This is a genomic window from Chishuiella sp. (genome assembly GCF_032109125.1).
Classification (GTDB): domain Bacteria; phylum Bacteroidota; class Bacteroidia; order Flavobacteriales; family Weeksellaceae; genus Empedobacter.
Map to the genome: position 1 here is coordinate 1 of NZ_DAMCLZ010000022.1, position 19,735 is coordinate 19,735.

22 protein-coding genes are annotated in these 19,735 nt (G+C 22.8%); 5 read left to right on the plus strand and 17 right to left on the minus strand.

Annotated features, from left to right (window positions below; translation table 11 throughout):
- Positions 1 to 396: 396 nt before the first annotated feature.
- The 13 genes from RT575_RS15070 to RT575_RS15130 form a co-directional block, all read right to left on the minus strand.
- Entirely contained in the window at positions 397 to 2,550 is a 2,154-nt protein-coding gene (locus RT575_RS15070; protein ID WP_313581961.1) for a peptidase domain-containing ABC transporter, read from the minus strand.
- Positions 2,522 to 3,031: a hypothetical protein gene (locus RT575_RS15075; RefSeq protein ID WP_313581963.1), complete on the minus strand. Its 510-nt coding sequence runs from the start codon at positions 3,029 to 3,031 to the stop codon at positions 2,522 to 2,524. Before RT575_RS15075 ends, RT575_RS15070 begins: the two co-directional genes overlap by 29 nt.
- Position 3,032: 1 nt before the next feature.
- Positions 3,033 to 3,674 (minus strand): hypothetical protein, encoded by a 642-nt coding sequence (locus tag RT575_RS15080; protein WP_313581965.1) that lies wholly within the window; start codon positions 3,672 to 3,674, stop codon positions 3,033 to 3,035.
- A gap of 96 nt (positions 3,675 to 3,770) precedes the next feature.
- A complete protein-coding gene (locus tag RT575_RS15085) occupies positions 3,771 to 4,283 on the minus strand; it encodes a hypothetical protein (RefSeq protein WP_313581966.1) in 513 nt (170 codons plus the stop codon).
- A gap of 61 nt (positions 4,284 to 4,344) precedes the next feature.
- Positions 4,345 to 4,515 carry a hypothetical protein gene (locus tag RT575_RS15090; RefSeq protein WP_313581968.1) on the minus strand — a complete coding sequence of 57 codons (171 nt, stop codon included), beginning with the start codon at positions 4,513 to 4,515 and terminating at the stop codon, positions 4,345 to 4,347.
- Positions 4,516 to 4,775: 260 nt separating this feature from the next.
- Positions 4,776 to 6,029, minus strand: coding sequence for a MutS-related protein (locus RT575_RS15095; protein ID WP_313581970.1), 1,254 nt, complete (start codon positions 6,027 to 6,029; stop codon positions 4,776 to 4,778).
- Positions 6,030 to 6,499: 470 nt separating this feature from the next.
- On the minus strand, positions 6,500 to 6,916 hold the full coding sequence (locus RT575_RS15100) for a hypothetical protein (RefSeq protein WP_313581972.1): 417 nt from the start codon (positions 6,914 to 6,916) through the stop codon (positions 6,500 to 6,502).
- Complete coding sequence (locus tag RT575_RS15105) at positions 6,909 to 7,319, minus strand: helix-turn-helix transcriptional regulator (RefSeq protein ID WP_313581974.1); 411 nt, start codon at positions 7,317 to 7,319, stop codon at positions 6,909 to 6,911. Before RT575_RS15105 ends, RT575_RS15100 begins: the two co-directional genes overlap by 8 nt.
- 1 nt (position 7,320) lies before the next feature.
- Positions 7,321 to 7,857 (minus strand): hypothetical protein, encoded by a 537-nt coding sequence (locus tag RT575_RS15110; protein WP_313581976.1) that lies wholly within the window; start codon positions 7,855 to 7,857, stop codon positions 7,321 to 7,323.
- 247 nt (positions 7,858 to 8,104) lie between these two features.
- Entirely contained in the window at positions 8,105 to 8,662 is a 558-nt protein-coding gene (locus tag RT575_RS15115) for a hypothetical protein (protein WP_313387094.1), read from the minus strand.
- Between the two features lie 435 nt (positions 8,663 to 9,097).
- A complete protein-coding gene (locus RT575_RS15120; protein WP_313387095.1) occupies positions 9,098 to 9,985 on the minus strand; it encodes a hypothetical protein in 888 nt (295 codons plus the stop codon).
- Positions 9,986 to 10,181: 196 nt separating this feature from the next.
- Entirely contained in the window at positions 10,182 to 10,466 is a 285-nt protein-coding gene (locus tag RT575_RS15125) for an addiction module antidote protein (RefSeq protein ID WP_313581978.1), read from the minus strand.
- A 6-nt stretch (positions 10,467 to 10,472) separates the two neighbouring features.
- Positions 10,473 to 10,772: a type II toxin-antitoxin system RelE/ParE family toxin gene (locus tag RT575_RS15130; protein ID WP_313581980.1), complete on the minus strand. Its 300-nt coding sequence runs from the start codon at positions 10,770 to 10,772 to the stop codon at positions 10,473 to 10,475.
- Positions 10,773 to 10,953: 181 nt separating this feature from the next.
- Here RT575_RS15130 and RT575_RS15135 point away from each other — a divergent pair, with 181 nt between their 5' ends.
- Both RT575_RS15135 and RT575_RS15140 read left to right on the plus strand, forming a co-directional pair.
- On the plus strand, positions 10,954 to 11,601 hold the full coding sequence (locus RT575_RS15135; RefSeq protein WP_313581982.1) for an ATP-binding cassette domain-containing protein: 648 nt from the start codon (positions 10,954 to 10,956) through the stop codon (positions 11,599 to 11,601).
- 1,306 nt (positions 11,602 to 12,907) lie between these two features.
- Positions 12,908 to 13,348, plus strand: coding sequence for a DUF4265 domain-containing protein (locus tag RT575_RS15140; protein WP_313581984.1), 441 nt, complete (start codon positions 12,908 to 12,910; stop codon positions 13,346 to 13,348).
- 868 nt (positions 13,349 to 14,216) lie between these two features.
- Here RT575_RS15140 and RT575_RS15145 read toward each other — a convergent pair.
- The 3 genes from RT575_RS15145 to RT575_RS15155 form a co-directional block, all read right to left on the minus strand.
- Complete coding sequence (locus RT575_RS15145; RefSeq protein ID WP_313581985.1) at positions 14,217 to 14,666, minus strand: PH domain-containing protein; 450 nt, start codon at positions 14,664 to 14,666, stop codon at positions 14,217 to 14,219.
- Positions 14,667 to 14,987: 321 nt separating this feature from the next.
- Positions 14,988 to 15,272, minus strand: a complete 285-nt coding sequence (locus RT575_RS15150) for a type II toxin-antitoxin system YafQ family toxin (protein WP_313376936.1) — start codon at positions 15,270 to 15,272, stop codon at positions 14,988 to 14,990.
- Positions 15,273 to 15,274: 2 nt separating this feature from the next.
- Complete coding sequence (locus tag RT575_RS15155; RefSeq protein WP_313376937.1) at positions 15,275 to 15,514, minus strand: ribbon-helix-helix protein, CopG family; 240 nt, start codon at positions 15,512 to 15,514, stop codon at positions 15,275 to 15,277.
- 218 nt (positions 15,515 to 15,732) lie between these two features.
- On the opposite strand from RT575_RS15155, the gene RT575_RS15160 reads away from it, so the two are divergent.
- Both RT575_RS15160 and RT575_RS15165 read left to right on the plus strand, forming a co-directional pair.
- Complete coding sequence (locus RT575_RS15160; protein ID WP_313581986.1) at positions 15,733 to 16,320, plus strand: ParA family protein; 588 nt, start codon at positions 15,733 to 15,735, stop codon at positions 16,318 to 16,320.
- A 58-nt stretch (positions 16,321 to 16,378) separates the two neighbouring features.
- Positions 16,379 to 16,606: a hypothetical protein gene (locus RT575_RS15165; protein WP_313581988.1), complete on the plus strand. Its 228-nt coding sequence runs from the start codon at positions 16,379 to 16,381 to the stop codon at positions 16,604 to 16,606.
- A gap of 10 nt (positions 16,607 to 16,616) precedes the next feature.
- Here the strand turns inward: RT575_RS15165 and RT575_RS15170 are convergent, their stop codons facing one another.
- Positions 16,617 to 17,627 carry a replication initiation protein gene (locus tag RT575_RS15170; RefSeq protein WP_313581990.1) on the minus strand — a complete coding sequence of 337 codons (1,011 nt, stop codon included), beginning with the start codon at positions 17,625 to 17,627 and terminating at the stop codon, positions 16,617 to 16,619.
- 501 nt (positions 17,628 to 18,128) lie between these two features.
- On the opposite strand from RT575_RS15170, the gene RT575_RS15175 reads away from it, so the two are divergent.
- Positions 18,129 to 18,458 (plus strand): hypothetical protein, encoded by a 330-nt coding sequence (locus tag RT575_RS15175; protein ID WP_313581992.1) that lies wholly within the window; start codon positions 18,129 to 18,131, stop codon positions 18,456 to 18,458.
- Positions 18,459 to 19,735 lie beyond the last annotated feature (1,277 nt).

A 19,735-nucleotide genomic window follows, 5' to 3' on the forward strand; every position in this document is an offset into this window, starting at 1 on the left:
AAGAAAACTTAATCTTCCTCAAATTAGAATGATTAGTAAAGAATTACATATATCCCCAGATGTTTTAGTTCAAGAGTATTAAAAATAAAGCCTTAGTATTTTAAATACTAAGGCTTTATTTTGACCGTTTTGGATATGCAGTTTAAACGTAAAAATGCGCTTTGTAGAGAAGTCTCAGAATCAATTTCACTTATCCAATCCGGCACTTTTTGAAAACCATAATTTATTTCTTTTATTTATATATTTAGATCTATAGGACTCATTTAGGGTTTATTTATAAATATAAAGATTATTATAAAATGAGGAATTGTTTTAAATTATGGGTAAAGTAACCAGTAAATCAGATGTAAAAAAAACAATCTTAAAAAGTATTTATTAATGTACTTAAAATTATGGTTATACTTTTTCCATTTTTTTAGTTACTCCTATTTCATTAAAATATTTTATCATTTTATTTTCTAATATGAAAATATTAGAAGTTATCTGTTTTAATAAATTTTCATCATGAGAGATAAAAAGTATCAGATACTTATGTTTTATTTTAACAATTAATTCGCTAAAATCTTTTTCAATTTTCTTATCTAAAGAAGCTGTAGGTTCATCTAAAATAATAAAATCAGGATTTTTGTATAAAATTCTACAAAATGATAGTAATTGTTTTTGTCCTCCAGAAAGGTTTACTCCATTTTCTCCTAAAATTGTATATAATCCATTATTAAACTTTTGTAAAAAAATAATAAAAATAGGATAAGATAAAATTTCATTAATTTTATCTTGACTGACCTCTTCTCCTAAAGTAATATTATATAAAATAGTTCCATTAAAAATTTCGATTTCTTGTGATAGATATCCTATTTTATTTCTATAATCAAAGATATTTAGTTGATTGATAGATTTTTCATTATTAATAATAACTTCACCCTCACTAGGTTTATAAAAACCTAATAATATTTTTGATAATGTTGTTTTTCCGTTTCCACTATTTCCTAATAAACCTATTATATTTCCTTTTTCTATCTTTAAAGAAATTTTTTCTAATAAATATTTACTTCCAGGATAACCAAACGATACATTTTCTATTTTAATAGATTCTATATTTATATCTGATATTCGGTCTTTAGGGTTGAATTCTTTATTTATACTTTCAAATTCGATAATTCGCTTTAAGATTATTTTTGTTTCATTAATAGGAATTATTACCAAAGCTATGTTAATAGTTGAAAGTAATAAAGAGGATGAAATTCCAATTAATGCAATTAACTTACCTAATTCTAATTTATTTTCTATAATAAAAAAACAAGCCAAAGAGATAATAACGATAATTGAAAATGAACTAATTGCAGATACATAAGATTGTATTTTTATATTGAGAAAATTAAGTTTTAAATTACTTTTCAAATAGGTTTCATTAATCTTTCTGTTCTTTTCACTAAAGTTATTTTGTTTATTATTTAGAAGAATTTCAATGATATTTTTTATTGTTGAAATATAATTTGATTCTCTTAATGAATTATTTACAATAGATAAATACTGTAGCTCTGATATTTTTTTATTGAAACAATAAATACATGAAAATATCAAAGGTATTAATATAAGTGAAACATAGCCTATTACTGTTGAATAATAGAAAATAACGTATATAGAAACTAGGATTGTAAAAACATCATTAAAAAAGCTAGAAATTAGCATTTTTACAAAAGAAGTTATTTTTTCTGAATCATTCAATCTTGTTATAATATCTCCTATTTTTCTAGATTCAAAAAAATTTAGAGGAAGAAATAACATATTTTTAAAATAAGATTTATTCAATCTATTATTGAGTTCTTTTGATTGTATTGCCAATAAAAATTGTTGAAATAAATTGAAGAACGATTTTAAATTAAGAATGATAAAAAGTAAAGCAATAGACCAAAATAATTTATTATAATTTTTTGATGGTAGAATTTCATCAATTACCTTCTGCGAAAAAATTGACATAGCAACTCCTAAAATGGAATTCAGTATACCTAAAAAAATAGCAAATATCAAAAAATGTTTATCAGGATAAATATTATCTTTTAACCATTTTAAAGTAGTTTTAAATTCCCTTGTATCATTTTTTGTATTTATTTCAGTATCTTCAAAAACCAAACAAGCTTTTGTTTTCCATATAGATGAAATATAATCTTCGCTTACATAGCTTACATTTTTTGTTGGGTCTAAAACAAAAAAACCTTTTGATTTATCATACCCATATAATAAAATAAAATGTTGAATATTTCCTTCTAGATTACAGTGTAAGATTGTAAATTTATTTACAATTTTTAGAGCTTCTATATCTCCTATAAAACCCTCACATTCTAATCCATATTGCTTTGCAGCTTGTTGCAATCCCAAAAAATTAGTTCCTTGTTGTGTCGTTCCACTTGTATTTCTTAATTCTTCTATACTATTATTTATGGAATAAAATTTAAGAATAGAGCTTAGACAAGCAATTCCACAATCTGAAGAATCTTGTTGTACCACCTTTTTTTTTCGTATTCTATGAATTATTTTTTTTGTAAGTTTCATTTAGTATATATTTTATAGAATAACTTCCTTTATAGAAGACAACATTATTTATGTTGTAAAAAACAATAGATGGAATATATTTTATATTAAATTGATTTTTAAATGAATGATTTACATCTTTTAAAAAGTGAATATTTTTTTCATCATCTAGTTTCCATTCTTTTGAGAATTTCGTAATTTCATTAACTTCTTCGTCAGAAATAAAAAATAATTCGTATTTTTTTATAAGCTCTTTATTTTCTAAAATATCTCTTGCTTTTATTTGACAATATTCGCATTTTGAATTGAAATAAATAAAAAGTGTATTCTGTATATTGTTTAAGTTAAATGTTTCATTTTTTTCTTTTAGTGTTAGATATCTAAAACTTTCAACATGACTTTTTTGTTCGTTATGTTTATCTACTTCTATTATTTTTTTGAATAACAAAAGAGAACTTCCTACTATGATAATACATATAGTGATAATAATATACTTTTTCATTTTATGAAAGGTTAACTAATAAATACATAATTAAAATTATCCACACAAATAACCAAGGTAAATAAGATAATAAAGAAATTTGAATAGCTTTAGAATAGTTTAATTTCAAGGAATCTTTCACATAAAAAATTAAAATTCCTAAATAAACAATTGTCCATACATCCATAGCTTTCAATGGATATTCTTGCCAAGGATAAAGTTGTATTTCGCTGAAAATTGTTTTAAGAGAATAAAATTCAAAATTTGATAAATCTTCTAAAGAAAATTTTTCTAAAAACATGAAATATGTTAATTTCAACAAAGTAGATGCAACACTTACCCATTCTGCATTAGAAACGGCTTCTAAAATATTTCGTAATTTAAATTTTCTGTTTTCATCAATGAAAACCAATGTTGATACTATTTGAATTGTATAACTAATAATTAGTATTTTTAAAATAATCACAATTGGTATTAAAATATAAGACAAAAATTTCCACCTGTTTTTATTCTCAAAATAATTGTTAATTATTTCATTTGAATATTTATCCGAAAAATAACTTCTTAATAATATATCTGTTTCAATATAGTTACTATAAAAATAACTCATCAAAATAGTTATAACTAAAATAAATAAGATGTTATAAGTATAATGTAGTTTCATAATTATAAAGTATGCTGTTTTACTCTTCTTAAAAAAAGAAGAGTAAAGTGAAAAATTATTAAAGTGTAAGTACTATTTATAAATAATACTTACACTTTAATAATTTTTCACGATCATTCTTTGAGAAGAGTCAGTTAATATTTTCTTAATTTTTTTTGTTGTAATATCTTCATTATAAATAAAAATAGAGTCATCTCTATTTTGAATATTTAAGAAAATTCTCTTTCCCTCTATAATAAAAAAAACATCTTTTATTCTTGTATTTCCTAATATTATTTTTTGATTGTAAGAAGTATAAAATATATTTCCCTCAATATTTTGAATAGAAATATTTAATTCTTTTGATATAAAATTTAAAACATCAACACCTATAATATCATTCTTTAAATAAAATTCATTAAATCCAAATCTATTTAATACCCAATTAATAAAAAATAATAATAATAAAGAATTAACTATAAAAAATAATAAAATTATAGTCATAATAATATTTTTATCTAAATGAATATTTGTCATAACCCCTAATAATAGGGCAAAGACTGCAAAATTTATTATAATAATAACAAATTTACTATTGAATGTCAATCGTGTTTTTATTGAATTTTCCATTTAATTTTTTATTTATAAAAGAATAAACAAGGAATGTTTTTATCCATTCCTTGTTTGATAACTAACAGCCTAAAGCAGCTGCTGCTCCAGCCATAGCTGCTACTCCTACAGGTGCACCTACTCCTGTCATCATAGCACCTCCTACTCCAATAATAACAGCAGTAAGACACCATTCTGTTTTACCCCATCCTCCTTGCAAATTTTCCATTTGCGATAAATCCATTTTTTTCATGTAATAAATTTTAATTAATCTAGAATTAGATGATTAATAATTGTGAATATATATCTTATTTTTTTTTAAAAAATATGGAAAACCGTAAGGTTAAATTAAAATAATGATTAAAGAATATCTACTTCAATTTTAATAAAGGGATATTTTAAATAATGATCATTTATATTTTAGGAGTAAACGAAATACTTTTCATTAAAATATTCCACTTAACATAAAAACTGTTATAAGTATTACTATACTTTTGTACAGTTGAACCCAATCTAGCTATTCTTTTCTAATAAAGCTTTAATTCCCTCTTTTTCGAATAAAATAGCACCTATTTTTAAATCAGACCATCCTTTTTTTAATTTGTATGAAAAAATAGGTTGTTTATCTATAAGAGATGAATCTATATAATAATTGTCTGTATTATTATTTTTTATTTCGTCAATTTGATTTAGAATTTGTATATGAGTTGAGATAATAGAAAAACAATTTGTAAAACCTAATAAACCTTTTATCGTTTGCGAACTTATTTTAAAAGCATCATCTATATTAGTCCCATTAAAAATCTCGTCAAATACTATAAAACATTTCATTCCATTATTAGCATTAATTAAAGAATTTTTTAGTAAAATAATTTCGTTCATGAAATGACTATATCCTTTTTTTAGATCATCATTAGAATTTAAAGAAATTGAAAAGTAATCAAAAAAAGGATAAGAGGCTTTTTTTGCAGGAATTCCTAAACCTAGATGTCCTAAATAAATACTGATAAAAATACTTTTTAAAAAAGTTGATTTACCAGACATATTTGGACCTGTAAGAATAATTACATTTTTATTAAAAATAATATTATTTGAAATAGGATCCTTAAGTAAAGGATGATATAGCCCCTCTAAATTAATGTCTTTTTTTGAAAAAGTAGGAAAGACAAAATTGTTGTTCATTATTGATATTGAAAGGGATATATATACTTCAAATTGTATTAATAAATCAAAAAAATGTTTAAATTCATCTTTTTTATCACGTATTTTTTTGGATAAAGAAACTAAAATATTTAAATTATTATTTTTAAAGCTTTTTAAATTAAAATATGATATGAAATTTAACATAGTTAAAATTTCTTTTCTATATACAACAGGGTATTGATCTAAATTTATTTTCTTTAAAAAGAATTCTATTTTATTAAAAATATTAATAATTTGATTGAATTTTGATTGAATTTCTGATTTCAATTTAAGAGAAAAAAAGAGAGATGTTTTAGATATATCTAAATCTTCATCAGAAAAATTCAATAAGAATTCATAAACTTGATGAAAGTAAATTTTTGAATACTTATAATCTTTTAATAAATTAGAATTTAATATAAAACCTTTTATTATATTCTGCCTTATATAAATATCTTCAATATTTTTTAAAGGAGTATCTAATAAATTATATAATTTATATTTAGATAAATCGTTTAAACAATAATTAAAAATAGGGAATATTTCTTCTTTTAATTTTAAATCATTAATATAATTAGTTGACATATAATTTAACATGTTTTGAAAGTTTATATTTTTTTTTGATTTAATACTTTTCTAAATATTTTAGAACGTATTTTATAATTGTACGTCGTCAACTACTCTATTTAGATAAGTAGAATTCGGTTTACTTAATGATAATTCATCTAAACAATTCTATTTTCTTCAAAGTCAGATGTAGGCAATGGAAAGCCTGCTGACATATTCCCTAAAAATAGAATGTTTGCTTTTTCCTTATCAATAATAAAAGGAATATTTTGCAACTATTTATCTAATTTAGGAATTTTTATAAATTGTACCATAATAGATTAATATATATTTAACCCGTAGAGCGTTATCACTATTTTTATGACAAAATTTGAATATTCCTATAATAAATATTTTTTTTACAACTCTTACTAAACATAAAGGTTATTATAATACATAAAAATGTCCCATAAAGACTTTCACTTTCGGGACATTTTAATAGTATTTTTTTATGTTATTTTAATTCTATTTTCTAAAATTAGTTGAGGATCAATAATTGGTATAATGATTTTGTCTACAGTAATAAATTCATTGAAGATAATACCTCTTAATGTGGAATATGACATTCCTAAAAGAGTTTTTACAAGTGTTGCATTAAAAACTGTTTCACCTTCATCATTAATTTTATAATTTTCTTCAAGATTATCAACCTTATAAATAAAATTATAATCTGATTTTAGAATAATTTCTTCCTTTTCATCAAATAATGCAAGACTTAAAAAAATTTTAATATTATTCTCTTCTAGATTATGCATCATATTATGAGCAATACCTACTTCGTTAATATTAAAATTATCTTTTGAAATATTGTTTTGAATTTCTACTGGATTAATATCCAATAAATGTATTAACGCAGGATTAACCATTTACAACCATTTCTTGTTCAGTATAATACTTACTTTCAATAAACCCATCATTAGAAATAGGCTTATTGTGATAAATTTTAGCTGTAAGATATATAGGATCAACTGAAATTAAATCACATTCTAAAGCAACTTCAATTTTACAAATTGTTTTCGTTGTAAAATTATGTTGCCCACTTAACCATTTACTAATTTCAGATTTATTTTTTCCTAATCTCGTTGCTAAATCGATTGGTTTAAGTTGTTTTTTTTCTAAAACTTCTCCAATCCTATTAGCGATTGCTAAGTTTTTTTTAACCGTTTTAGTAATCACTGGATCTGCGTTCTCTGCAAGCCAATTTCTAATTGGGTTTTCTTTTTTAATTGCCTCGTTCTCTTGATGCAATTTGCGTCTAGAAATTTTCATATTAAAAGTTGATTTCTAAATTTTCATCATAAAAAATATCTAACTCCTCATCTGACCATTCAATGTCATTTTTATGTAAGGATTTCTCTATGGCTTTTGCCAATTTATTTGCCAATTCGAAACTTGCACTAACGTTTGGACAATCTTGTGCTTTTTTTGTTGATTTAATTCCCCCATTCAACAAAATTACCACGTGTTCATTTATTCGGATACAATACAATCTTAAATTATTCCCTTTTTTCTTCCCTTGCTCATAGTAATAAGGTTCTAAAGGTAATTGTGTATCTGGCGGTAAGGCGGAAGCTTTTTTTTCATTTCTAAAGAATTGTTGTTTAGCTCCATACTTGTCACCAATCTCTTCAATCCAATCTAAAATATGTTGTAATTTTTCCTTATTTATTTTATTCTCTGCAATAAATTCATCAAATAATGTACTAGGCGATGTTATCTCATGTTCTCTAGATTCAATTATTTCAATCGAATAATAAATTACTTTATCGTAATGAGAAACATAAATTAGTTTGGCTAAATTATCCATAAATATTTAAAGTTCAAAATAAAAGTTAACTTATAAGTTAACTTTAACAAAGGTATAAGTTTTTTGTAAGAATTAAAATTAATTTAAAAACGAATAAATCACCCTTATTTGAAGATGATATCTCTCTTAAACATAATTCAGTTCTACCAAATCGAAGTTAACGGAACTCTAGAGAATAAAAATAAAGCCTCCAAATGGAGGTTTGTATTTTACATAACAGTTGTTATAAGTTTCGAATAAAATATATTTATTTTACTGCAAAAGTAGATATAACAGTTTGTTTTTGATCTAAGCTATTAGGATTTGAAATAGTTATTCCATACTCTCCTGGTTCTAGTTCTGATGAATTTAATTTAATTAAATAAGAGCTTTCTCCATATTTCTTCCCTGAAAAAGAAATGTAATCTAAATTATTACTTTTTGAAGACCCGAAATTACTTGTAGCAGACATTTCAGCTCTACGATATTTTTTCTTTTGTTCAAATTTAAAAACTTTAATAATTGACAAAGGATCTGTGTTATTATCAACAGCTCTTATTATGAATTTAACATCGTCATTTTTTCCTATTTTAACCTCTGCACAACATCCCTCTATTTGTACTTGACTTCTTACTTTTCCAATTCCAGATAAAAGTAAACCAGTGGAAGCAACAGTTCTATTTTGTGTTAATTCTTTTTCTAATGGAGTTGTTGTGTTATCTATTTTTAATAATATTGTTTCTCCAACAAATTCAGGTTCTGACACTTCTTGAGCATTAACAAAACTTGCAACTAGTAAGCAAGCTGATAGTAAAATTTTATTCATCTATGTATTTTATGCTACAAAATTAATAATTAAATAAAAATAATACATACAAATAACATAATAACAGTTACTTATTAAAATAAATATCATAAGATATATTAAAAAATTTACTTAACATAATGCTTATTATAGAATATCAATTATGTTAATTTTTAAATAGAATTTATTATAGTACAGTTTAATATTATCATTTACGAAATTTTTATAAAAAAATATTTTTTTTATATAATTCAATTACAACTTTGACATATCAAATTATTAAAGAAAGAACTTTTAATGAAAAAGGAAATATAAAAAATAATGGAACTATAGTTATAAGTACTGGCTTTAAAGATAAATTAGATACAATAATAAAATTAAAATAAAATATTTATGGAAGAAAAAATAAACAAACTTAAAAGTAGTATTAATATTGGTAAATAAACTTTCTTCATCTTATTTTTTTTTGTCAAAAAAAGGATCTATAAACCTTAAATTAATTGATTTATTTTGACAATTTAGAGGAGGAGTAATAGATTTTATAATGGAATAAGAATTATATTTAGTATTATCTTTTTCTTCGAAAAAAACAAACGTATCTAAATTACTCAAAGAATATTTATCTATTTCATTTTTTTTAGAATACTTTGAACTAATTTCTATTTTCTTAATGAGATATGGAGTCTCTAAGTCCTTCCTTCTTTTAAAATTTTTTATTACTAATTCATTAACATAAAAAGGTTCATAATTTGTGTAATAAGATTCTAAAATAGCATAAGTATTATTATCTAGTATTATATACCCTTTATAAGGGTATTTTAAGTTGTTTGAATAAAAATCAATTTTTAATGTTCTTCCTTTTAAAAAAGAATAACTATATGTAAAGTCTTTTATATTCCTAAATATAGGAATGTTTTCTATCCCTATAAAATAAATAATGTTATTTAAAAAGAAAGGAATCTCCTTGTTATAAGGAGGGTTTATTGATAAATCATTAGGTTTTCCTACTTTGTAAGGAAACCAATCAATTAATTGATTAATGTCTATATTTTTTTTTCTTTCAAAGCATACTTTTGAAGTAAAAATATCATTATTCCTATAATTTGGATTAAAATTAATAATTCCATCAAAATACAAAATAGTATCCTTATTTTTTTCAGATAAAAACTTAGAATCTAAAAAAACAAAATCACCTGTCTTATAATTTTTATCGATATTTTTTTTTACACTCTTTAAAGTAGATAAGATATCTATATTCTTTTTCACAATTGCTGTTTCTAATGAAATAGTATCTTGACCATATAAATAAAATGAAAATAAATAAAAAATTAAAAATTTATACATATGTTTTAATATAAAAAAAGAGAATATAAAGATATTCTCTTCTGTTAAATTTTCACTAAAAACAGTGTTTAAAAAATGGATATTTTTACGAATGTAAAAGATTTTATATATAAATTAAATTTAGACTCCTCATTACTTTACATAATGGTTATTATAGAACTAAAAAAACCTCCATTAGGAGGTTTTATATTCTTTATTAAGCATGAATAGAATTGACTTGTATTTGTCCTCCAACAGCTTTTAAAACTTTCATTATAGTTCCAAATTGAGGTTTTGCCCCATCAGATAAGGCTTTGTATAAACTAGGACGACTAAGACCTGTTTCTTCTGCTATTTTTGTCATTCCAATTGCTTTTGCAATGTTTCCAAGAGCAGTGATGATTTCATTTTCATCACCATCTTCTAAGATTGCATTTAAATATTCAGCAATCATTTCATTACTATCTAGATAGTCAGCTATATCAAATTTTGATGTTTCCATATTGCTTTATTTTTTTAATTTATCCCAGATTTCCTTAGCTTTCTCGATATCTTTTTGTTGAGAAGATTTATCACCTCCGATAAGCAGAATTACTATTTTACCGTCTATTTCTTTGAAATATACTCTATAACCTTTTGCATAGTTGATTTTTAATTCTCTAATACCATTACCAACAGGTTCACAATCTCCAAAGTGTTCTTCTTTTTCTAATTTTTGAATTCGAACTAAAATTTTAGCCTTTGCTCGTAAGTCTTTTAACTTTCGAAACCATTTATCAAAATCAGTAGTTTTTTCAATAAAGTACATTTATTTTTGTATTCACTTAGATACAAAGTTAATAAATTTTAAGGATATAAAAAATTGTATTTTAAGCAATATAGCTGCGAAATATAATTGATATTATATTTTACATAACAGTTGTTATAGATTTATTTAATATACACTTGATTATTTATTAATACATTCTATATTTACAAATAAACCCTAAATGAATCCTATAGATCTAAATATAGAAATAAAAGAAATAAATTATGGTTCTAAAAAAGTCGTTCTAGAGAATATATCTATAAACATTAATCAATTCGGAATTTATGGTGTATTTGGAAAAAATGGACAAGGAAAAAGTACATTTTTAAAATCATTAGCTGGAATAAAATCTTTTATAGGTGAAATAAATTTGAATAATTCAAAATTAACATCAGATCTAGTTGCTTACATAGATACTGAACCAATTGTTTATGAATATCTAACTGCAAAAGAATTTTATAAATTCTATCAGAAAGTTTCTGGCAAAAAAACAAATATAAATCCTGATAATTTGTTTGATATTGATGATAATATTATTTTAAAATCAATGTCTACGGGAACATTAAAAAAGGCATATATCAATACTATATTACAATTTGATGATTACAATATCTATATTTTTGATGAGCCTTTTAATGGATTAGATATAGAAAGTAATTATATATTAATCGAGAAGTTAAAACAATTAGCTAAATGTAATATTGTTTTTGTTTCTTCTCATATTTTAGAGGTTATTCAACCATTTTTAGATAATATTTTTTTTGTAAACGATAAAAAAATAATAGAAATAGATTCAAGTCAATTATATTATAATCTTCAAAAAAAATGATTGAAAAAATATTTTGGACTCTAAAGGTTATTTATACCAATAGACTAAGAGAATTGACTTTTAAAGATTCATCAGCTTTTTATATCTCATTAATTATCTTCTTATTTGCAATTTATAAAATATTTATAGGAGAGTTTTCATCATTTCCAATGCTAAATTTGATTCCATATTTTATAATATTATGCAGTTTAACTTTTTCAGCTTATATAAATAACAGAAAAGATATAAACCTCTTGAAACTAATATTTAATAATACCATAGTGTTTTTTATTTGTATCATAGATTTATTGATAGTTAATTCATTACTAATAATAGTTAGTGTTAAGGAAAAATATTTCTATAGCTTATATTCTATAATAGGAATTATTTTATTATTTACATTTTATAGGAATAAGACAAACACTACAATTTTTAAATCTTTTTTACAACCATTAAGTGTTTTACTAAAGACTCAATTAAGAAAAAACAAATACATTTATCTTCTTATAATAATAACTTATTACCTAGTATATCAAGGGATAATAGTAGATAATAGAAATTTATATATTATAGCACTTGTAGGTATAATTTATATATTATTTGATATTACTTCCAAAAATGAAAAAATTATATATTTTATTTTTTCAAAATATACAAATAAAGAATATATAATAAAAAATGAGCTTTCATTCATATATGATGCTTTAAAATTTATAAGTCCTATTATAGTAGGAACTCTAATTATTAATCCAATTTATGTTTTTGACATTTTAATTTCCCTATTAGTTATACCAAGTATATATCCATTAAAATATATATATATTAATAAAAAATTACAATTAGCAATATCTACAAGTCTTATCCTCATTTTTATAATATTTGTATTAATAGATATTTATAATAACTATTGGATGTTGACTATATTTTTACCAATAAGTTACGTTTTACATACTATTTCATTTAAAGTTTTTACAAAAAATAAGGTACAAAATTTTATAGAATTAGATTAATTACGTTCTATTATTCCAATTAACATAATCATTATTATAGAATATAAAAATCCACGATCTAAAATAGGTCGTGGATTTTTAATATATATCGTATATACTTTTTATATTGTTACTATAACCTGTATTATGTTAAGTAAGAGTTATAAAAAAAATATTTATTTTAGTAATGCTTATTTATAGATAAAATTGTCAACCCTGTTTTTTTCACGAATCATCGATTGACCTAATATAGAAAGAAAAAGATCTGGAGGAAGTGGAACCCATGACAATGGACAAGTTTTCTGTAGAAGCTGAAAACTTAAAAAACATTAAAGATTATGAAAAATAAAGTAATTATTACTTTTTATGATGTAGAAAATAATATTTCTGAAGAAAATTTATGGATTGAATCTCATGGTAATAATTTATATCAAATTAAAAATATTCCATTTTTTGCTCCAAATATAGCATATGATGACATTATAAAAGTAGAAGATGATGACGGAGTTTTATACTTTGATGAATTAGTAGAAACGTCTGAGAATAGCACGATACAAATTGTTTTTTTTAAAGATGAGTTTGTAAAAAGCATGATAAGAGAAATAGAATCATTCGGATGTTATTGGGAGGGAATGTATGAACAAAAAATTTTAGCAATTGATGTTCCTTTCAATATAAAATATGATAAAATTAAAGAATATTTAAACACTTTATTTGATGCTAATATTTTAGATTATAAAGAAGCTTGTCTTTCTAAAGTTCATTCACAGACAAATTAATAAAGAATAGAGTTTAAAACTTACTATTTTACAAGTTGGGGTCAGTCGACGATTCGAAAAAAATAGCACGTTAAGCAGATTTATAACAAAATAAACCGCTAACAATCAATGTTTTGTAATTATTTAATTCCAATATTATTTAAATAATTATAAAATAATAATTTAACTCTTTTTATAGATACTAATAACTTAAATTAAGTGTATTGAATTGATTTTTAAGGTGTTTTTATTAAAAATGTATAAATTTAATCTATTAATAATACTAATGTAAATAGATTAAATTGTTAACGTGCTATTTTTTCCCTTTCGTCGACTGACCCCAGCATAAAACGTGTTATAGAAATTTCTATAGTTTATTTAATTTATCATTTTTTTGAACAGTAGAAAATATTCAAATTCTGTTGAGTCTGTAGGACTATTTATTTCGTAATAATAATACAATCCTGTTTTTTTAAAACCTAATAAATAAATTTTCAAATAAGTTTAAGTTATTTTTTAATTCTTTATCTGTATAATCAAAATTGTATTTCAAATAGTCTTCTACATTTTTTGGAATAAACCATTGGTTTGACATCTGCTTATTTAAACGTTGTTTTTTTATCTCATCATCTTCAAATTGTGGTTGATAAACAGGTATAAATTGAATACCTGTGATTTTTCGACCTATTTTTATTTGAGCCTTATACTGATTTATAAAGCTACACTAAAAAATACTCCAAGATTCATTTGTTCCATAAGGAGAACCCTCTGCATACTTTTGATCTATATTTTTAATATATTAAAATTTATTGATTATAAGATGTTTTTTCCTCCTAATCTTATATTAATTTATTTAACATTATTTCAATTATTTATATTTTTCGTCGACTCACACTTTTTTTGTTAACTCATTTAAATTATCACAACTTATTAAAAAATCTTCACCTATAGTTTTTATTAAAACTATTTTATTTAAGTCATTTATGAAACAGTTTTTACCTTCCATTGCTATTCCATTAAAACCAAAAATACCTTTTGAGCCAAAAGTAATTTTAACAACACTTCCTTTTAAAGGATTAATTTCTTTGATATTATTATAAGGTATTACAATCTTTGAAAAACCTTTTATTAGTATCAATTCTTTATCTGTTTTTATAATATATTTTAATGAAATACTATATAAATAGGCAAAAACTATCATCATTATAGAAATTAAAATAGTAGCTTCTATTATACCATACTTATTAAAAATTCCTATAAAAACAATAGGATTAACAACTATATATATCAAATTCAGCGATTTAACATATGTTGATTTTGTGCTTTTTATTTTTTTCATAATATATATTTACTATATTAGTAAATATAACTATAAAAAAATCTAATATGAAAACACTAAGAAAGGGGTCAGTCTACGATTCGTAAAAAAAAACAGAATTAACAATTTTATCTATAAATAAATATCAATAAGATAGATTTTTTTTCATAACTGTTACTTAACATAATTCTTATTATACACCTTTTTGAAATGAGTTAAATTACTGATATTGTGAGAGTGCCGTTTTGGATAAATGATTTTAGCTTTGGAAAGCTCCTACAAGCTGTATTTTTCGGTTGGAACTGCATATCCAAAACGGTCAAAAATTAATAAAATATAGATTTACTTGAAGAGATCTGAATGAGTACCAGTTCTAACTAACTCTAAAAGCATTATCTCAGTATCTTCATTCCATATTAATAGTAAATCAGGTTTTATATGGCATTCCCAATAACCTTTATATTCTCCTTTTAATTTGTGAGGTTTATGTTTTTTACTAATCCCCTTATTTCCTTGTTCAGCAAGATTGTTTAAAAAGATTTGTAAAAGAATAAAATCTGAATGACTACGTTTTTTGAGTAATTTCAAATCTTTTAAAAATTTATTAGAAGCAACGATTTTAAACATATTTATATGCTTTTAAATAATTCGTCAATACTACTAAAATTAACTCCTTTTCCCTCTTTAAGCTCTTTTATAGCCTCTTTAGTTTCTTTATTAGGTTCGTTATAATTTAAAGCTTCAGAAATAATGGTTTCTAATAAGTTACTTATACTTCTATTCTCTTTTTTAGCAAGCTCTTCTATTTTTGAATAAAGACCTCTATTTAGTCTTAGAGAAGTTGCTTTTTTCGTTTCTTTTGTATTCATAATAAATCTATTTAAATACAAATTTAACTTTTTCTCATTTCATCTAAAAATAGAAGTTTAGCTTTAACAATATTTTAATTTAAAGTTTATTAAGAGGTTGTGTTCTACAAAATACCTATTTAAGGAAAGTATATAATTTATATATCATTGTTATAAAATTATATTTTTATATAATTATTTATTTATATATTTGAATAATTATATAATTATATAAAAGAATGGCAAAAGTAATTCTTGTAACGCATCAGAAAGGAGGAGTAGGTAAATCTACATTAGCTTTTAATTTGGCAGCAAATATTAGAGAAAGTGCTAAAGTATGTTTGGTAGATTTAGACGAACAAGGTTCTTTATTAAATATAAAAAAGGCGTCTGAAGTTCCAATTTATGAAGCTTCGAAATTAAAGGAGTTATTAAAATCAGATTATGATTTTATTTTTATTGATACACCTCCTTATTTGACAAATCAATTGAAGGAATTATGTGATTTAGCAAATGTAATTATCATTCCAACAAAGGCTGGGATATTAGATTTACTTGCAATAAAATCTACAATAGAAATTGTAGAAGAATCAAACAATGGAAATAAAGCTTTAATTGTATTTAACATGGTAAAACCAAATACAACTTTGACTGATGAAATAAAATCTCATTTAGGAGATTATGATATAAAAGTTTCAAAAAATATGATTTCTGATTTAGTTGCTTTTTCGAGATCTATTTTAGTGAATGGAGTAGAAGAAAATAATAAAGCTCAGAAACAAATTGACAACCTAACGAAAGAAGTACTTACATTATCAATCAATTAGATTTATATAATTATATTTTTATGTAATTATATAAATATATAATTTAATATTTATATAAATGACAAAACAAGATATTACTAGTTTAATTAATGAGGTTAAACAAACAGAAAAAAAGACATCAATTCAGAAAGTTGTTCCGATAAAAGAGAAGAAAATAGAAACGTTATTTTCGGTTTATATTCCAACAGAGAAATTGAAACAATTAAAATTACTTTCTGTTCAGAATGGAGTAAGTATAAAAGAACTTATAAATTCAGCAATTGAGGAAAAATATTTTAACAAGTAGATTTTTAAATCTACTTGTTATTTATACCGTATTTTTGTTCAAAAATTTGTTCAGCTTTTTTCTTTAGAGAACCAATAATAAATCCTTTTGGATTATCTGCATTTGAAGCAAAAAATCGAATATCAACAAGAAAATCTAATAGAGATTCTTCAGTCATATTATTATAGAGATTTTCAAATAAGTTCAAATTATTATTTAGCTCTTTATCTGTAAAATTAAAATTATGAATTAGGAAGTCATAAATGTTTTTTGGGATAAACCATTTATTTGACATTTGTTTATTTAATCTTTGCTTTTTAAGATTTTCATCTTCAAATTGTGGTTGATAAATTGGAACAAAATGGATTGATGTTATTTTTCTTCCTGTTTTGATTACTTCATAATGGAAAGTATATGGACTCCTTGAGTCTAATTCTTTTTTTGCAGGCACTATAACTTTATTTATAAAGTTAGCGGTTAATTTATATTTATTCCCAAGGCCAAAAATTTCTTTTAAATTTTCGATAGAATAATTGATAGGAGTTTTTTTATTTGATAATAATTCATAGAATCTCATTGAATATTCACTCTCAAATTCCATTGCAACTTTCAACTCATACTTTCTGAAACCTTTTGAGAAATCCATGAAGCATTCTGCTATCATTGGAGAAACTCTAAATGAAGCATAGGAATTTCCTCCATTTTTTGTTATTTCTGGACGTTCAATCAAATTTAAAGAAGACCAAGTTTTATTATCTTCATATTCGATTATTTTTTTTTGAAGAGACTTAAAAGCATTTTTTATTCTAGTATAATTTTCATCTTTCTCATTTACTAAAATACTACTTAATGGAATTTGAAAATCATAATCATTTTGAGTTGTAATTTGGATACTATATTTTTCATTTAATTTTTTTCCTTCAATTAGATATTGGAGAATTTCAATTATTCTATATAATATCCGCTTTTCATATACAGAATAATCATATTTTGCTGTTGTCAAAATGTATGATTGTAAAACCTCTTTATTAGTTATCTTCATTGGTTAAAATATATAAACTATTACTTGATGAATGTAAATATACAAACTATTACTTTTAAAAACAAAAGTAATAGTAGACATTCTAAAAGTAATAATTAGTTAAACTAAAACCATTCTAAAAGTAATAGTAAACCATTCCAAAAGTAATAATTAAAAGTATTAAAACAACCACAAACCACTTTAATACAGTTAAATAGAAAGTGAATAAAAATATCGGTAAGTAATGTATAGTAAGTTATGTATATTTAAATACAAAAACATTGTGTTTTTTAAGTTTATAAGGAATCATTTTTCTTTGAAAAATCGATTTTATGGAGCTCTTTTGAAACGTACTGTTTTCATTAAAATGGAAAAACAAAAACAATTTGACGGGACTTTTTTATGCGCACCAGGGGGCGATTTTTTTTATATTTGAAACAAATTTATGTATAACGTAAGTTTGAAAGCTATCAACTGAAGATCTCCTTACTATTTGGGAGGTCTTTTTTAGTATTTATTACAATGCAAAAAATTAAAATTAAAATCAATATTGATAACCTAAATGCTATTCTGCAGATTTTAAAACAATATGAAGATCAATTTAAACCCCAAAATTTAGCGTTTAAGGTCGTTTTGTCTATTTCTGATGATATTCATAGTAAACTCATGAGAAAAGCCATTACAGAGCGTAAAAACGATAAATTATTTACTGTTTCATTCAAATATCATGAAGCTTATGCCATTGAAGCTATTTTGAGACACTCCATTTTAAAAGAAAATAAATATGAGTATGATATTTATATCAAAAATTCAGCACAGATTATTGCAAATAATATTCATAAACAATTATAAAATTAAAACGATTTATTTTATTCTATGAAAAATTATTTTTAAACGTTAGCTTGAATCCTTTTTGTTTTCGTTAGAGTGGAAAAAAAAGCTGAATGAAGTTCACAATAGGGCAGGGCGATAGATGTTGTTTTTTTTGCGTTTTTAAGAGGATATTTTACAAAATATTCGTCAAACATTGATTTTTATCAAAATACCTTTAAAATTTTTAAAAAAATATATGTAGATATGTTCATATGCTCATATGCTCATATGTAGATATGCTTATCTGACAAAAAATCAATAATGTCTTTTTAGTAATAATTAATCATAAATTTTATTCTAACACGATTTTGAAAAAAACATAAAAAAAAATGAATCAAAAAAATTTTGAAACATTTCTTTTTTATACTAAAATAGAAATTTAAGAAAGGGTGTTTTTAAGAGTGCAAGATGTGTATTTGTCCCCACGGTTTTTAACAAAACAGAGAAAAAATACTGCTTGCCTTTTTTTCAAAAAAGGTGTTAAAAACATATCTACATATGTTTTTTTTAGACCAGGAGAAAATTAAAAAATTAATAGCTTTTTTTAAAGGTTTTTTTTCAGCGAGAGGGAACAGCGATTGCCATTCGTAATCCATTAGTTTTGAGTGTTTTATTAAATTCATGTTTTTAAAATGTATACAATACGTATACATTTTAATTAAAATTTAAATTATTCGTTTGATTTTTAGATGTTTACAAGTATGCAATTTGTATACATTTAAGTAAAATTGAAAAATAACGTTATTTTTTCAGGATCAAAAAAAAATAGACAATTTCAATAAAATTTTGAAACTTTTTTTTGAAATTTTTAGAGCAGTTTTTTAGGAAATAGTGAAAATTGTAGTAGAAATAAATAAAATAAAGGAGAGTACTTATTTTCAATTAATTTTATAAAAAAAAACATTCAAATCTTAATTAGAAAATTGAATAAATAATTGAAGATTATGAAATTCATTTAGAAGTTTATTATAACATGATTTTCAAAAAAAGGTCTTAAAAACATATGTAGATATGTTTTTTTATACCAGGAAAAAAATCAAAAATGAAGAGATTTTTTTAAAGGCTTTTTTCCAGCGAGAGGGAACACCAAGTGGTGTTTTTAATCCATTGTTTTTGAGTGTTTTATGAAATTTATGTTTTTAAAATGTATACAATACGTATACATTTAAGTAAAATTGAAAAATAACGTTATTTTTTCAGGAGTAAGAAAACTTAATCTTCCTCAAATTAGAATGATTAGTAAAGAATTACATATA

What these genes read in the sequence shown, in the direction of transcription:
- RT575_RS15140 (WP_313581984.1), top strand. Translation starts at nt 12,908, where the DNA reads ATGAAAAATAAAGTAATTATTACTTTTTATGATGTAGAAAATAATATT.
- RT575_RS15090 (WP_313581968.1), bottom strand. Translation starts at nt 4,515, where the DNA reads ATGAAAAAAATGGATTTATCGCAAATGGAAAATTTGCAAGGAGGATGG.
- RT575_RS15115 (WP_313387094.1), bottom strand. Translation starts at nt 8,662, where the DNA reads ATGAATAAAATTTTACTATCAGCTTGCTTACTAGTTGCAAGTTTTGTT.
- RT575_RS15130 (WP_313581980.1), bottom strand. Translation starts at nt 10,772, where the DNA reads ATGTACTTTATTGAAAAAACTACTGATTTTGATAAATGGTTTCGAAAG.
- RT575_RS15165 (WP_313581988.1), top strand. Translation starts at nt 16,379, where the DNA reads ATGACAAAACAAGATATTACTAGTTTAATTAATGAGGTTAAACAAACA.
- RT575_RS15085 (WP_313581966.1), bottom strand. Translation starts at nt 4,283, where the DNA reads ATGGAAAATTCAATAAAAACACGATTGACATTCAATAGTAAATTTGTT.
- RT575_RS15070 (WP_313581961.1), bottom strand. Translation starts at nt 2,550, where the DNA reads ATGAAACTTACAAAAAAAATAATTCATAGAATACGAAAAAAAAAGGTG.
- RT575_RS15110 (WP_313581976.1), bottom strand. Translation starts at nt 7,857, where the DNA reads ATGGATAATTTAGCCAAACTAATTTATGTTTCTCATTACGATAAAGTA.
- RT575_RS15135 (WP_313581982.1), top strand. Translation starts at nt 10,954, where the DNA reads ATGAATCCTATAGATCTAAATATAGAAATAAAAGAAATAAATTATGGT.
- RT575_RS15145 (WP_313581985.1), bottom strand. Translation starts at nt 14,666, where the DNA reads ATGAAAAAAATAAAAAGCACAAAATCAACATATGTTAAATCGCTGAAT.
- RT575_RS15155 (WP_313376937.1), bottom strand. Translation starts at nt 15,514, where the DNA reads ATGAATACAAAAGAAACGAAAAAAGCAACTTCTCTAAGACTAAATAGA.
- RT575_RS15125 (WP_313581978.1), bottom strand. Translation starts at nt 10,466, where the DNA reads ATGGAAACATCAAAATTTGATATAGCTGACTATCTAGATAGTAATGAA.
- RT575_RS15080 (WP_313581965.1), bottom strand. Translation starts at nt 3,674, where the DNA reads ATGAAACTACATTATACTTATAACATCTTATTTATTTTAGTTATAACT.
- RT575_RS15120 (WP_313387095.1), bottom strand. Translation starts at nt 9,985, where the DNA reads ATGTATAAATTTTTAATTTTTTATTTATTTTCATTTTATTTATATGGT.
- RT575_RS15095 (WP_313581970.1), bottom strand. Translation starts at nt 6,029, where the DNA reads ATGTCAACTAATTATATTAATGATTTAAAATTAAAAGAAGAAATATTC.
- RT575_RS15175 (WP_313581992.1), top strand. Translation starts at nt 18,129, where the DNA reads ATGCAAAAAATTAAAATTAAAATCAATATTGATAACCTAAATGCTATT.
- RT575_RS15105 (WP_313581974.1), bottom strand. Translation starts at nt 7,319, where the DNA reads ATGAAAATTTCTAGACGCAAATTGCATCAAGAGAACGAGGCAATTAAA.
- RT575_RS15100 (WP_313581972.1), bottom strand. Translation starts at nt 6,916, where the DNA reads ATGGTTAATCCTGCGTTAATACATTTATTGGATATTAATCCAGTAGAA.
- RT575_RS15150 (WP_313376936.1), bottom strand. Translation starts at nt 15,272, where the DNA reads ATGTTTAAAATCGTTGCTTCTAATAAATTTTTAAAAGATTTGAAATTA.
- RT575_RS15075 (WP_313581963.1), bottom strand. Translation starts at nt 3,031, where the DNA reads ATGAAAAAGTATATTATTATCACTATATGTATTATCATAGTAGGAAGT.
- RT575_RS15160 (WP_313581986.1), top strand. Translation starts at nt 15,733, where the DNA reads ATGGCAAAAGTAATTCTTGTAACGCATCAGAAAGGAGGAGTAGGTAAA.
- RT575_RS15170 (WP_313581990.1), bottom strand. Translation starts at nt 17,627, where the DNA reads ATGAAGATAACTAATAAAGAGGTTTTACAATCATACATTTTGACAACA.